15 protein-coding genes are annotated in these 12,859 nt (G+C 69.8%); 10 read left to right on the top strand and 5 right to left on the bottom strand.

What is annotated here, in order from left to right:
* Nucleotides 1-88: 88 nt before the first annotated feature.
* Entirely contained in the window at nucleotides 89-832 is a 744-nt protein-coding gene (locus ACGFIM_RS18330) for a deoxyribonuclease IV (RefSeq protein ID WP_393201665.1), read from the bottom strand.
* 96 nt (nucleotides 833-928) lie between these two features.
* Between ACGFIM_RS18330 and ACGFIM_RS18335 the strand changes: the two genes are divergently transcribed.
* Nucleotides 929-1,105: a hypothetical protein gene (locus tag ACGFIM_RS18335; RefSeq protein WP_393201667.1), complete on the top strand. Its 177-nt coding sequence runs from the start codon at nucleotides 929-931 to the stop codon at nucleotides 1,103-1,105.
* Nucleotides 1,106-1,165: 60 nt separating this feature from the next.
* On the opposite strand, the gene ACGFIM_RS18340 is transcribed toward ACGFIM_RS18335, so the two are convergent.
* Entirely contained in the window at nucleotides 1,166-1,483 is a 318-nt protein-coding gene (locus ACGFIM_RS18340) for a hypothetical protein (protein WP_393201669.1), read from the bottom strand.
* A gap of 191 nt (nucleotides 1,484-1,674) precedes the next feature.
* Here ACGFIM_RS18340 and rpsF point away from each other — a divergent pair, with 191 nt between their 5' ends.
* The 7 genes from rpsF to ACGFIM_RS18375 all read left to right on the top strand — a co-directional run bounded on the left by rpsF (nucleotide 1,675) and on the right by ACGFIM_RS18375 (nucleotide 6,273).
* On the top strand, nucleotides 1,675-1,965 hold the full coding sequence (rpsF, locus tag ACGFIM_RS18345; protein WP_393201671.1) for a 30S ribosomal protein S6: 291 nt from the start codon (nucleotides 1,675-1,677) through the stop codon (nucleotides 1,963-1,965).
* 79 nt (nucleotides 1,966-2,044) lie between these two features.
* Complete coding sequence (locus ACGFIM_RS18350) at nucleotides 2,045-2,590, top strand: single-stranded DNA-binding protein (RefSeq protein ID WP_393201673.1); 546 nt, start codon at nucleotides 2,045-2,047, stop codon at nucleotides 2,588-2,590.
* Between the two features lie 63 nt (nucleotides 2,591-2,653).
* Nucleotides 2,654-2,890, top strand: a complete 237-nt coding sequence (gene rpsR / locus ACGFIM_RS18355; RefSeq protein ID WP_020543048.1) for a 30S ribosomal protein S18 — start codon at nucleotides 2,654-2,656, stop codon at nucleotides 2,888-2,890.
* A 15-nt stretch (nucleotides 2,891-2,905) separates the two neighbouring features.
* Complete coding sequence (rplI, locus tag ACGFIM_RS18360) at nucleotides 2,906-3,352, top strand: 50S ribosomal protein L9 (RefSeq protein WP_393201675.1); 447 nt, start codon at nucleotides 2,906-2,908, stop codon at nucleotides 3,350-3,352.
* Nucleotides 3,353-3,833: 481 nt separating this feature from the next.
* Complete coding sequence (locus ACGFIM_RS18365) at nucleotides 3,834-4,697, top strand: ABC transporter substrate-binding protein (RefSeq protein ID WP_393201677.1); 864 nt, start codon at nucleotides 3,834-3,836, stop codon at nucleotides 4,695-4,697.
* Nucleotides 4,694-5,533 carry an amino acid ABC transporter permease gene (locus tag ACGFIM_RS18370; protein ID WP_393201679.1) on the top strand — a complete coding sequence of 280 codons (840 nt, stop codon included), beginning with the start codon at nucleotides 4,694-4,696 and terminating at the stop codon, nucleotides 5,531-5,533. Before ACGFIM_RS18365 ends, ACGFIM_RS18370 begins: the two co-directional genes overlap by 4 nt.
* The gene (locus tag ACGFIM_RS18375) at nucleotides 5,530-6,273 is read left to right on the top strand and encodes an amino acid ABC transporter ATP-binding protein (protein ID WP_393201681.1); all 744 of its coding nucleotides are present in this window, start codon (nucleotides 5,530-5,532) and stop codon (nucleotides 6,271-6,273) included. Before ACGFIM_RS18370 ends, ACGFIM_RS18375 begins: the two co-directional genes overlap by 4 nt.
* Here the strand turns inward: ACGFIM_RS18375 and ACGFIM_RS18380 are convergent.
* Nucleotides 6,270-7,751, bottom strand: coding sequence for an APC family permease (locus tag ACGFIM_RS18380; RefSeq protein ID WP_393201683.1), 1,482 nt, complete (start codon nucleotides 7,749-7,751; stop codon nucleotides 6,270-6,272). The genes ACGFIM_RS18375 and ACGFIM_RS18380 overlap by 4 nt on opposite strands.
* 65 nt (nucleotides 7,752-7,816) lie before the next feature.
* Complete coding sequence (locus tag ACGFIM_RS18385; RefSeq protein ID WP_393201685.1) at nucleotides 7,817-9,118, bottom strand: MATE family efflux transporter; 1,302 nt, start codon at nucleotides 9,116-9,118, stop codon at nucleotides 7,817-7,819.
* A gap of 283 nt (nucleotides 9,119-9,401) precedes the next feature.
* Here ACGFIM_RS18385 and dnaB point away from each other — a divergent pair, with 283 nt between their 5' ends.
* Together dnaB and ACGFIM_RS18395 are read left to right on the top strand one after the other, a co-directional pair.
* On the top strand, nucleotides 9,402-11,612 hold the full coding sequence (gene dnaB / locus ACGFIM_RS18390) for a replicative DNA helicase (protein ID WP_393201687.1): 2,211 nt from the start codon (nucleotides 9,402-9,404) through the stop codon (nucleotides 11,610-11,612).
* A gap of 243 nt (nucleotides 11,613-11,855) precedes the next feature.
* The gene (locus ACGFIM_RS18395; RefSeq protein ID WP_393201689.1) at nucleotides 11,856-12,308 is read left to right on the top strand and encodes a universal stress protein; all 453 of its coding nucleotides are present in this window, start codon (nucleotides 11,856-11,858) and stop codon (nucleotides 12,306-12,308) included.
* A gap of 10 nt (nucleotides 12,309-12,318) precedes the next feature.
* Here the strand turns inward: ACGFIM_RS18395 and soxR are convergent, their stop codons facing one another.
* Nucleotides 12,319-12,852 carry a redox-sensitive transcriptional activator SoxR gene (gene soxR / locus ACGFIM_RS18400; protein WP_393201691.1) on the bottom strand — a complete coding sequence of 178 codons (534 nt, stop codon included), beginning with the start codon at nucleotides 12,850-12,852 and terminating at the stop codon, nucleotides 12,319-12,321.
* Nucleotides 12,853-12,859 lie beyond the last annotated feature (7 nt).

Below are 12,859 nucleotides of genomic sequence, written 5' to 3' on the forward strand. Positions count from 1 at the left end.
TCTTCATACCCACTTTCTTCTCTGGGTAATCCAGGGAAGTTATCCACAGCCTGTGTGTATTCGCTGAAGGTTTTCCTCAGAACGTTCGCTAGAGGTTCTTCCTCAGGAACGCGATGTCCTCGGCCTGGCCGTCGCGCGGCGTCTCCACCACGATCGGCGCGCCCGCCGCCCGGCACACCGCCAGGATCAGCTCGGGGTCGATCTTGCCCCGGCCGATGTTGGCGTGGCGGTCGGCACCCGAGTCGAAGTCGTCGCGCGAGTCGTTGCAGTGGACGAGGTCGATGCGGCCGGTGATGGCCTTGACCCGCTCGACCACGTCGATCAGCTCCTCGCCGCCCGCGTGCGCGTGGCAGGTGTCGAGACAGAAACCCACGTCGAACCCGTCGAGCGCGTCCCACAGCCGCGCGATGCGCTCCAGCTTGCGCGCCATCGCGTTGCCGCCGCCCGCGGTGTTCTCGATCAGCACGGGGATCGGGCACTCCATGCGCTCGAACACCTTGCGCCAGTTGTCGAAGCCCGCCTGCGGGTCGTCGTTCTTGTTGACGTGGCCGCCGTGCACGACCAGGCCCTTGGCGCCGAGGCTCGCCGCCGCCTTGAGATGCTGCTCGAGCAGCTTGCGGCTGGGGATCCTGATGCGGTTGTTGGTGGTCGCCACGTTGATCAGGTAGGGCGCGTGGATGTAGATGTCGACGCCCTCGACCGGCTTGGCGGGCAGCACCGGCTTGTCGTAGCCCTGCGGATCGCCGAGGAAGAACTGCACCACCTCGGCCCCCACCTCGGCGCCCCTGGCGGCGGGATCGTCCTGATCGACGTGAGCTCCGATTCGCACCATGCGGTAAGGCTATCCGCCGCCTGAACGGGAGGCGGCCGGGTTTGGCCGGTCTGCCCCGGGGCAGACGCAAGGCCCCCCGACACGAGGAGTCCCGCCATGAGCCGCTGGCGCTTACGGGCGCTGATCGTCACCGTCTACGTCGTCGTCGGCCTCTACGTCGCCTGGGTCCACGACTACATCACGCCGGCACTGCTGAGGGACGTCGCCGAGGCGCTGCTCGCGGTCTTCCTGTGGTTTCTGGTGCTGCTCGGCATCGACCTGCACATCGGCTGATCGGCCCGCACGGCGGCCCTGGGCGCGTACGCCCGTGGCCGCCGGCTGGTGCGTACGGGGTCAGGGGTGCGGGAGGAAGCCGCCGTGCGCGATGCCGAGCGCGGCCCCCACGAACGACCCGACCATACCCACCACGTTGAGCGAGCGCTGTGGCGTGGTCGCCGAGATGTACTGCGAGTACAGGCCCACGCCGAAACCGAGCGTGCCGACCCACGACGAGATCATGTGCGCCGAAGGCCAGAACGTCGCGACGAACGCCACCACGCCGCACACGAGCGTGATGATCGCGAGGGTGTTCTCGACGCGGTGCGGACGTCCGTCGGTGTTGAGCGTGAACTTGAACCGCTCCCTCTCGGAGGGCTGAAGCACATGTGGCACAGCCATCACCCCCTTGGTTTCCTCAAGGCCTTCCCATCGAGCAGCGGCTGGTAACCTGGGGCACGCTGCGCTGCGACGGGTGACCCGTCGCCCCGGGGTGCCGAAAGGGGCCCGCCGGGCTCAGGCGCCAGCGTCCTCCTGTCACGGCAGAGCGTCGTGACCGCAAAAGTCCAGAGGAGGTAGGAGTCCGCATGCGTCGTTACGAAGTAATGGTCATCCTGGACCCCTCGCTCGACGAGCGCACCGTCGCTCCGTCCCTCGACCAGTTCCTGTCGGTGGTCCGCAACGACGGCGGCACCGTGGAGAAGGTCGACGTGTGGGGTCGCCGCCGGCTCGCGTACGACATCAACAAGAAGTCCGAGGGCATCTACGCCGTCATCGACCTGTCCGCGAACCCCGCGACGGTCAAGGAGCTCGACCGCCAGCTCAACCTCAACGAGGGTGTCCTGCGCACCAAGGTCCTGCGTCCGGACGTGCACTAACCTCCGGTTTTTTGTCGGGGAAGCCCCGTACTCTGAGCCGTAACCCAAGCGAAGGCGTGCAGGAAGGCGAGCGCTAGCCATGGCAGCAGGCGACACCGTAATCACCATCGTCGGCAACCTCGTCGACGACCCGGAGCTGCGCTTCACCCCGACGGGGCAAGCGGTGGCTCGATTCCGCATCGCGTCCACTCCGCGGTACCTGGATCGGCAGACCAACGAGTGGAAGGATGGCGAAAGCCTCTTCCTGACCTGCAACGTCTGGCGGCAGGCGGCGGAAAACGTCGCCGAGAGCCTTCAGCGCGGCATGCGGGTCATCGTGCAGGGGCGGCTCAAGCAACGGTCCTACGAGACCAAGGAAGGCGAGAAGCGCACGGTCTACGAGGTCGAGGTCGACGAGGTCGGCCCGTCCCTGCGTAACGCGACCGCCAAGGTCAACCGCACCTCCCGTCAGGGCGGCGGCGGCTTCGGCGGCGGTCCTGTCGATGACCCCTGGGCCTCCGCGACGCCCGCCCCGCCTCAGGGCGGCGGCTACCAGGGCGGTGGCGGTGGCGGCGGCTTCGGCGGCCCGCAGGGCGGCGGTGGCTTCGGCGGTGGCAACGACTTCAGCGACGAACCGCCTTTCTAACACCTGTCCACAAGCCCGAGTCCATTCCCGCTTTGACGGCGGGGCTCTGAAAGGAGCACCACGATGGCTAAGCCGGCACTGCGCAAGCCGAAGAAGAAGGTTTGCCTGTTCTGCCACGACAAGATCTCCTACGTCGACTACAAGGACACGGCCCTGCTGCGGAAGTTCATCTCCGACCGCGGCAAGATCCGTGCGCGCCGGGTGACGGGCAACTGCACCCAGCACCAGCGCGACGTGGCGACGGCGATCAAGAATGCCCGTGAGGTGGCCCTGCTGCCTTACACGAGCACGGCGCGCTAAGGGAGGTTCGTCGACATGAAGCTCATCCTCACCAACGAGGTCTCCGGCCTCGGCACCCCCGGCGACGTCGTGGAGGTCAAGGACGGCTACGGCCGTAACTACCTCATCCCGCGCGGCTACGCCATGCGCTGGACGCGCGGCGCCGAGAAGCAGATCGAGACCATCCGCAAGGCGCGCGACGCGCGCGAGATCCGCGACCTCGGCACCGCCAAGGAGGTCGCCGGCCAGCTCGGCGCGCTGCGCGTGCGCCTGGCCACCCGCGCCGGCGAGTCGGGCCGGCTCTTCGGTTCGGTCACCTCGGGCGACATCGTCGAGGCCGTCAAGGCCGCCGGCGGCCCCGAGCTCGACCGCCGCCGCATCGAGATCCCCAACCCGATCAAGAGCGTCGGCTCCCACCGGGTGACGGTCAAGCTCCACCCGGAGGTCTCTGCGACGGTCGACGTCGAGGTCGTCGCGGGCTGACCTTCCACCAGGCAGCGGCCCCCTCCCCAGGGGGCCCTTCTGCTTTTCCACGGCTTTCCGTACGAACGCTTCCCACCTCGCGCCCTGGACCCTTCGCTCCCTTCACTCCCCGAGCCACCCCCTTCCCGCACGCAACCCCGGCCACCGCGCCTCCTGACCCGCGCCGCCCGATGCCGTCATCCGGCCGGCGCGCCGCTCGGGCTCCGCGCATCGCCCAGCCGCGGTGACGCCCGGCCCCGCCGCTCGGCCCCGCCGCGTGCCTTTCGGGTGGTGTGGGGTGCGGTGGTGGGCGCCCCGGCGCTCGGATGCCGCCTCGCGACCTCGTGTCACCACCGGGATCCCGTCCACGGCCGGGCTTGGGCTGATCGTTGGGCGGAGTGCCGGGAATGGCGTGGTAGGCAGCACCCTGAGGGCGGATTTCCGATACGGGCGGCGTAGAATCGCCTCGATCTTTCGCACGTTCCCCCTGGAGGCAGAGGCCATGGCCCGTCCCTCGATGCTGCTCGCACTCGGAGCACTGGCGGCGGCGAGCGTCGCATGCGCCCCGGTCGACGATACGGCGAGCACCGCTGCGGCCCCCACCACCTCCACCGCTTGCACCAAGGACCAGCTTCCGCTCAAGACGCCGGGCAAGCTCACGATCGGCACGGACAAGCCCGCCTACGAGCCGTGGTTCAAGGACGACGACCCGAGCAACGGGCAGGGCTTCGAGAGCGCGGTCGCGTTCGCGGTGGCGGGGGAGCTGGGCTTCGACCGCGACGAGGTGCAGTGGACGACGGTCAAGTTCGACACCGCGTTCGCGCCGGGCGAGAAGACCTTCGACTTCGACATCAACCAGGTGTCGATCACCCCGGAGCGGGCCCAGGCGGTCGACTTCAGCAAGGGCTACTACACGGTCAAGCAGGCCGTGGTGGCGTCCGAGGACGGCAAGTTCGCCAAGGCGAAGAGCCTGGCCGAACTGAAGGACGCGAAGATCGGCGTGCAGGTGGGGACGACCTCGTTCAACGCGGTCAGGGACGTCATCAAGCCGTCGTCCGACCCCAACGTCTACAACGACCAGATCGACGTCGTGAACGCCCTGAAGAACAAGCAGATCGACGCGGCGGTCGTGGACCTGCCGACCGCGTTCTACGTGACGGCCGCCCAGGTCGAGAACTCCGTGATCGTCGGCCAGTTCAGCTCGACGGGCGGCGCGCCTGAGGAGTTCGGCCTGGTCATGGGCAAGGGCAGCGCGCTCAAGCCGTGCGTGGACAAGGCCATCGACGCGCTGAAGTCCAAGGGCGACCTGGCCAAGATCGAGGAGCAGTGGCTGGGCTCGGCGGCGGGCGCGCCCGAGCTGACATGAGCGAGTGGGTCAAGTCCGAGCGGCAGGCCGAGCGCGAGCGCGTCCGCCGGTCGCGCGGCCGCCGCTCGGCCTCGATCGCGACGGCGTCGACGATCGTCTTCCTGGTGCTGGTGGTATGGGGCGTCACCAGCTCGCCGGGCTGGCCGGCCGTGCGCAGGACGTTCTTCGACGGCGAGCAGTTCGTCGCGGCGTTCCCCGACGTGCTGAGCGGGTTCGTGCTCAACATCAAGATCTTCCTGATCGCCGAGGTGCTGGTCCTGCTGATCGGGCTGCTGGTGGCGCTGGCCCGGGGCATCACCGCGCCGGCGTTCTTCCCGATCAGGATGCTGGCCACGCTCTACACCGACCTGTTCAGGGGCGTGCCGACGATCCTCGTCATCTACCTGATCGGGTTCGGGCTGCCGGCGCTGCGGCTGCAGGGCATTCCGACGGATCTCGCGACGCTGGGCATCATCGCGCTGACGCTCTCGTACGGCGCGTACGTCGCCGAGGTGTTCAGGGCGGGCATCGAGTCGGTGCACCCCAGCCAGATCGCGGCGGCGCGCTCGCTGGGCCTGAGCCACGCCAAGACGATGCGGTTCGTGGTCGTGCCGCAGGCGACCCGCCGGGTCATCCCGCCGCTGCTCAACGACTTCGCCTCGCTGCAGAAGGACTCGGCGCTGGTGGCCACGATCGGGCCGCTCGAGGCGCTCAGGCAGGCGCAGATCCACAGCGCGCAGACCTTCAACTACACGCCTTACCTGGTGGCGGCCCTGCTGTTCATCCTGCTGACGATCCCGATGGCCAGGTTCACCGACCACCTGGCAGAACGCACCCGCAGGAGGCGCGGCGCATGAGCGTGCTGACGATCGAGGGCGTGTGGAAGCACTTCCGCGGCCACAGCGTGCTGCGCGGCATCGACTTGGAGGTGGCGCCGCACGAGGTGGTGAGCCTCATCGGAGCGTCCGGCTCCGGCAAGTCCACGCTGCTGCGCTGCGTCAACCTGCTGGAGACGGTGGACGACGGAGCCATCTACCTCGACGGCGACGAGATCACCGACCCGCGGGTGGACGCCGACCAGGTGCGCAAGCGGCTCGGCATGGTCTTCCAGGCGTTCAACCTGTTCCCGCACATGACCGTGCTCGACAACATCACGCTCGCGCCCCGGCAGGTGCACGGCGTGGCGAAGGCGCAGGCCGAGGAGCAGGCCCATGAGCTGCTGGAACGCTTCGGGCTGGCCGACAAGGCCCGCGCCTACCCCGACCAGCTCTCCGGCGGCCAGCAGCAGCGCGTGGCCATCATCAGGGCGCTGGCCACGCAGCCCAGGCTGATGCTGCTCGATGAGGTGACCTCGGCGCTCGACCCGCAGCTCGTGGTGGAGGTGCTGGGGATCATCAGGGAGCTGAAGGAGTCGGGCATGACGATGATCCTCACGACGCATGAGATGTCGTTCTGCCGGGACATCTCCGACACCGTGTGCTTCCTGGACGGCGGCGTGCTCGTGGAGAAGGGCCCGCCGGAGAAGATCTTCAGCGAGCCCGAGCATCCGCGTACGCGGGAGTTCCTGCGCAGCGTGCTGGAGTCGGGCCGGTTCTAGCGGCGGTGCCGGCCGCCGTGGACGGGCCTGATGACGGGTTCGGTATGCGGGCGGGCGAGGAGGCTGTTGCGGCGGCCGTACACGAGGTAGACGAGCAGGCCGAAGGCCATCCACAGCGCGAACCAGGCCCAGGTGAGCAGGCGCAGGTTGACCATCAGCCAGAGCGTGGCGACCAGCGACAGCGCGGGCAGCAGCGGCGCGAGCGGCACCCGGAAGCCGCGTTCCAGGTCCGGTATGCGGCGGCGCATCACGATCACTCCGGCCGCCACGAACGCGAACGCGAACAGCGTCCCCATCACCACCAGCTCGCGCAGCGGCACCACGGGGACGAACTCGGCCAGCACGATCGCGATGAGCCCGATCACCAGCGTCACCCGCGACGGTGTGTGGTAGCGGCGGCTGACCTTGGCGAGCCCGCGCGGGATCAGCCCGTCGCGCGCCATTGAGAACAGCACCCGCGTCTGTCCCACGATGAGCACGAGGATCACGGTGGTGAGCCCGAGCACCGCTCCCGCGTCGATGACGTGCGCCATCCACCCGAGCCCCGCCGCCTGGAAGGCGCTGGCCAGCGGCGCCGTCGCGGAGATCTTGGTGTACGGCACCATGCCGACCATGACCAGGCCGACCGCGATGTAGATGACGGTGGCGATGACCAGGCTGCGGATCATGCCTTTGGGCACGGCCTCGCGGGGGTTCACGGTCTCCTCGGCCGAGGTGGCGACGACGTCGAAGCCGACGTACGCGAACGCGATCGCCGAGGCCGCGGCGAAGATGCCGAACCAGCCGAACGCCTGCCCCTCCCCGATGACGCTCTCCAGCACGGTGGCGGGCGGGGTGCTGAGGGTCTTGGGCGGCGCGACGAAGTCGCCGAAGTTGGCCGGGTCGATGTGCGGCAGGCCGACGACGATGACGGCGCCGATGGCCAGCAGCTTCGCCGACACCATGATCCACAGTGCTCGCAGCCCCACCCGTGCCCCGAGCGCCACGATGCCGGTGAGCAGCACGAGGATGGCGAGCACGAGGAGGTCCTGGACCAGCTCCGCGTTCGGGACGCGGATGCCGAAGTTGCCGATGGCGCCGACCGCGATCGCGCCCCATGCTCTGGCCACCAGCGCGGCGGCGAGCTGTAGCTCCAGGATCAGCGCCCAGCCGATGATCCACGCCCAGACCTCGCCGAAGATGACGTAGGTGAACGTGTACGCGCTGCCCGATGTCGGCATCGTCGAGGACAGCTCGGCGTAGCAGAAGCAGGCCAGCATGCAGGCGATGCCGGCGATCATGAAGGAGAGGATCACGCCGGGGCCGGCCGTGGTCGCGGCCTGCTCACCGGCGATGCTGAAGATGCCCGCGCCGATCATCACGCCGAGCCCGAGCACGACCAGGTCGGCCGGCCGGTACACCTCGGCAAGGCTGTGCCGGGCGCCCGTACGCAGCCCGGTGGCCTCAGAAGGCGGCAGTTTTCGCAGAATCGTGGACAAAACGCACTCCGCTCAGGATGCGCCTACTCTGCTCCACCCCTTCGGTAACAGCAAGCACAATCCGGTTACGCGCCGGTTACCAGCCACGCGGTGCCGGACGCGCGGCGTACGAGGGTGATCAGGCGTGCCACCATCCACACGCCGAGCGCGCACCACAGCGCGACCACGCCGATCCCGGAGGCCAGCAGGGCGGCCGGCAGGTACGCCAGCGTCGTCCACACCCCGGCCCACGCCAGGTAGCGCTGGTCGCCCGCGCCGATGAGCACGCCGTCGAGCACGAACACGATGCCGCAGATCGGCTGGAACAGCGCCACCGGCCACAGCAGGTCGAGCAGCAGCCCGGCCACCGCGGGCTCGGCGTCGAACAGGCCGGGCACCAGCGGCCTGGCCACGATCACCAGCAGGCCGAGCAGCACGCCCGACCACAGGCCCCACTGGACCATGCGGCGGGTGGCGTCCCTGGTGGCGGGCACGTCACCGGCGCCCAGCGAGCGGCCGGTGATGGCCTGCCCGGCGATCGCGATGGCGTCGAGCGCGAACGCGAGCAGCGTCCACACCTGGGTGGCCAGCGCGTACGCGGCCAGCTCCGCCTCGCCCATCCTGGTGGCGATCGCGGTGGCGGCCAGCAGCACGATGCGCAGGCACACGGTACGGATGAACAGGGCGACGCCCGCCGTACCCGCCTGCCTGATGCCCTGGAGCGACGGGGTGAGCGGGGTGCGGTGGCGCAGCGCGCCGCGCGCGACGACGACGAGGTAGACGCCCGCGCCCGCACTTTGCGCGATCACCGTGCCCCACGCCGAGCCCGCGATGCCCCAGCCGAGGCCGAGTACGAACCAGGCGTTCAGCGCGGCGTTCGCGGCGAACGACCCCACGGCCACCACCAGGGGCGTCACCGTGTCCTGCAGGCCGCGCAGCACGCCGGTGCCGGCGAGGACGACCAGCATCCCGGGCGTGCCGAGCAGGCTGATCCGCAGGTACGTCACCGCCTGCGCGGCCTGCGTGCCGCTCGCGCCGAACCAGCTCACGATCTCGGGCGCGAGCGGCCAGCACGCCGCGATCAGCGCTGCACCGAGGGCGATGGCCAGCCAGATGCCGTCCACGCCGCTGCGCATGGCCCGCGCGTGCTCGCCCGCGCCGGTCTGCCGCGCCACCTGTGCGGTCGTGCCGTAGGCGAGGAAGACGCACAGGTTCACCAGCGTCGTCAGTACGGTGCCCGCCACGCCCAGAGCGCCGACCGCCGTGGTGCCCAGCCCGTGGCCGACGATGGCGTAGTCGGCGAGCAGGAAGAGCGGCTCGGCGACGAGCGCGCCGAACGCGGGCACGGCTAGCCGGAGAATCTCCCGGTCTCTGGATGTAATGGGCATTGGTCCATTATGGGCATTACGCGGCGTGTGAGGCCAACTTTCTTTTCTCCACAGCCAGTGGACACCGTTCGCCCAGCTCAGAGGGGCTTCGGTGGATATCTGAAACAGTTATCCCCAGCCCCGTCCACAGGCCGTTCACATCCTCAGGCCAGTCGTACACAGGTTGACCACAGGATTGTCCACAGGCCACGTTGCCGAGCGACCCGGACTCCGCGAAACTGTCACACCGGTCGACTACAAGTGGGGGTGGTGCGACCACCTGCGAGTTGCACGAGGGGGCGCGGTGAGCATTGACGACGAGGCCGTCGGCGGTCCTGGATTCGAGCGCACACCTCCTCACAACATCGAGGCGGAGCAGTCGGTCCTGGGCGGCATGCTGCTGTCGAAGGACGCGATCGCCGATGTCGTGGAGATCGTCCGCTCCGACGACTTCTATCGCCCGGCCCACCAGATCATCTACGACGTCATCACCGAGCTGTACGGCAGGGGCGAGCCCGCCGACGCCGTCACCGTCTTCGACGAGCTGCAAAAGCGCGGCGAGATGGCCCGCGTGGGCGGTGCCGCCTACCTCCACACGCTGACCGCCGTCGTCCCCACGGCCGCCAACGCCGGCTACTACGCCAAGATCGTCCGGGAGCAGGCCGTCCTGCGCCGCCTCATCGAGGCCGGCACCCGCATCGTCTCCTACGGCTACGGCGGCCAGAACGAAGAGGTCGACGACCTGGTCGACCGCGCGCAGGCCGAGATCTACAAGGTCACCGAGCGGCGCACCTCCGAGGACTACGCGCCGCTGTCGGAGATCATGCCCGGTGCGCTCGACGAGCTGGAGGCCATCGGCAGCCGCGGCGGCCAGATGGTCGGCGTCCCCACCGGCTTCGCCGACCTCGACCAGCTCACCAACGGCCTGCACCCCGGTCAGATGATCGTCGTCGCCGCGCGTCCCGCCATCGGCAAGGCGCTCGCGCTCGACACGCCGCTGCCCACGCCGGCGGGCTGGACCACCATGGGCGAGGTCCAGGTGGGCGACCTGCTCATCGGCGCAGACGGGCGGCCCACCAGGGTCGTCGCGGCCACCGAGGTGCTGCACGGGCGGCCCTGCTACGAGGTCGAGTTCAGCGACGGCACGGTGATCGTGGCCGACGCGCTCCACCAGTGGCTCACCGCCGCCGGCGAGGGGCCCGCCCGGGTCCGTACGACGGAGGAGATCGCCGCCACCCTGCACTCCGGCCACTCCGTCGCCAACACCCGCCCGCTCGACCTGCCGGACCGCGACCTGCCGGCGCCCCCGTACGAACTGGGCGCCCATCTGGCCACCGCGTCCGGCGGCTCCGGCGCGGCGGGCGCTTCGGAGGTCACCTGCGCCAGTGGCGCGGACGGCGGCTCGCCGGGCACGCGGGCCCTGGCCGAGCCGTGGGGGCGCATCCCCGAGGCGTACCTGCGGGCGTCGGAGGAGCAGCGCAGGGCGCTTCTGGCGGGCCTGCTCGACACCGCCGCCACCATCGACGACGCCGGCACGATCCGGCTCGCCCTCGCCGACGCCGGCCTGGCCGCGGACGTCCGCGAGCTGATCCACGGCCTGGGCTACTCGGTGTCCCCGGACGACGGGGCGGGCCGCGTGATCACCTTCACGCCGCCCGACAAGGTGTTCCGGCGCAGCGAGGCCAACGTCCACATCGACACCGCCGCCGACACCCTCCACCGCACGATCACCGCCGTCCGCCCGGTGCCGTCGGTGCCGGTGCGCTGCGTGGAGGTGGACAACGCCGACCACCTTTACCTGGCCGGCCGCACGCTGATCCCCACCCACAACTCCACGCTCGGCCTCGACTTCGCCAGGTCCGCGGCCATCAAGCACGGCATGACCACGGTCATCTTCTCGCTGGAGATGTCCCGCAACGAGATCGTCATGCGTCTGCTGTCCGCCGAGGCCCGCGTCGCGCTCCACCACATGCGCTCGGGCATGATGGGCGACGACGACTGGACCCGCCTGGCCCGCAGGATGAGCGAGGTGGCCGAGGCGCCGCTGTTCATCGACGACTCGCCCAACATGTCGATGATGGAGATCCGTGCCAAGTGCCGCCGCCTCAAGCAGCGCAACGACCTGCGGTTCGTGGTCATCGACTACCTCCAGCTGATGAGCTCGCCGAAGAAGGTCGAAAGCCGCCAGAACGAGGTGTCCGAGATCTCGCGTGCCATCAAGCTGCTGGCCAAGGAGCTGGAGGTCCCGGTCATCGCGATCTCCCAGCTCAACCGAGGCCCCGAGCAGCGAACGGACAAGCGCCCTCAGGTGAGCGACCTTCGCGAGTCCGGATCCATCGAGCAGGACGCCGACATGGTCATCCTGCTGCACCGGGAGGACGCGTACGAGCCGGAGTCGCCGCGCGCGGGCGAGGCGGACCTGATCGTGGCCAAGCACCGTAACGGTCCCACGGCCACGGTGACGGTCGCCTTCCAGGGCCACTACAGCCGCTTCGTGGACATGGCCCAGCACTGACACCTGACGCCCGCGTCACGCGAGCGCGCCCGGCGGCCGCACACGCGCGACCCTTCGCACGCGCCGTGGGCCCTTCGCTCGCGCGCCGTGGGGCCGCAGGCGTGCGGCCCGATGCGCCGGAGCATCCGTGTGCGGCCCCCTTCTCGTGCCGGGCGGCCTGTGACGGAACAGACAATCCGCGCAGGAATGCCCGGTGATCGCTGCGGTGCTCTACGAGATGACCGAAGCGGAGGGAAGCAAGCCATGACCATCCTTGTCGCCTACGACGGCTCGGCCGACGCGCGCGCCGCGATCGAGTTCGCCGCCAAGCACCTCACCGCCGAGCCCACGGTCATCGTCACCGTCTGGGAGCCGCTGCTCGTTCAGCTCAAGAAGTATCCGCTGGCCGTGAGCTCCATCGACACCGGCACCGAGGACCAGGCGCACGCCGAGGCGGAGCACCACGCCAAGGAGGGCGCCGAGCTGGCCATCGCGTCCGGGCTCAGCGACGTCACCTACCGTGCGGTGGCCGATCACGACTCCATCTGGAAGACGATCGTGGACGTGGCCGACGAGATCGACGCCTCGCTGATCGTCACCGGCTCGCGCGGTCTGGCCGGGGTGCGGTCGGTGCTGCTCGGCAGCGTCTCCAACCACGTGCTGCATCATGCGCACCGGCCGACGCTCATCGTCCCGCCGTCGCCCAAGAAGCCGTAACGCCCCCGGCTCAGGCCCCCGCCGTAGCGCAGGGCGCGGCCGGGGCCTGCGACGTGGTGTCGCGGCAGGGCCGGCCCTGGGGCGGGCAGATCCGGGTGTCGATGCGCCGCGCACCGGGCCCCTCCTCGCCCAGCCGGTCGTACGGGTTGGCGACCGGGCACCGGTCGAGCGACAGGCAGCCGCACCCGATGCAGTCGGTGAGGTCGTCGCGCAGCCGCTGGAGCTGCTCGATGCGGTCGTCCAGCTCGCTGCGCCAGGCGGCCGAGAGCCTGGCCCAGTCCTCGCGGGTGGGGGTGCGTTCGTCGGGAAGCTCGCTGAGCGCGTCCTTGATGACCTTGAGCGGGATGCCGATGCGCTGCGCCAGCCTGATGAACGCCACCCTGCGCAGGCTTTCGCGCGTGTAGCGGCGCTGGTTGCCCGCGGTGCGGCGGCTGCTGATGAGGCCCTTGCTCTCGTAGAAGTGCAGGGCGGAGACCGCGACACCGCTGCGTTCCGCGAGCTGCCCGACGGTGAGCTCCTTGGCGTTCCAGGCGACCTTCGACATACCTCGA

This window comes from Nonomuraea sp. NPDC049309, assembly GCF_043196965.1.
Lineage (GTDB): Bacteria > Actinomycetota > Actinomycetes > Streptosporangiales > Streptosporangiaceae > Nonomuraea > Nonomuraea fastidiosa.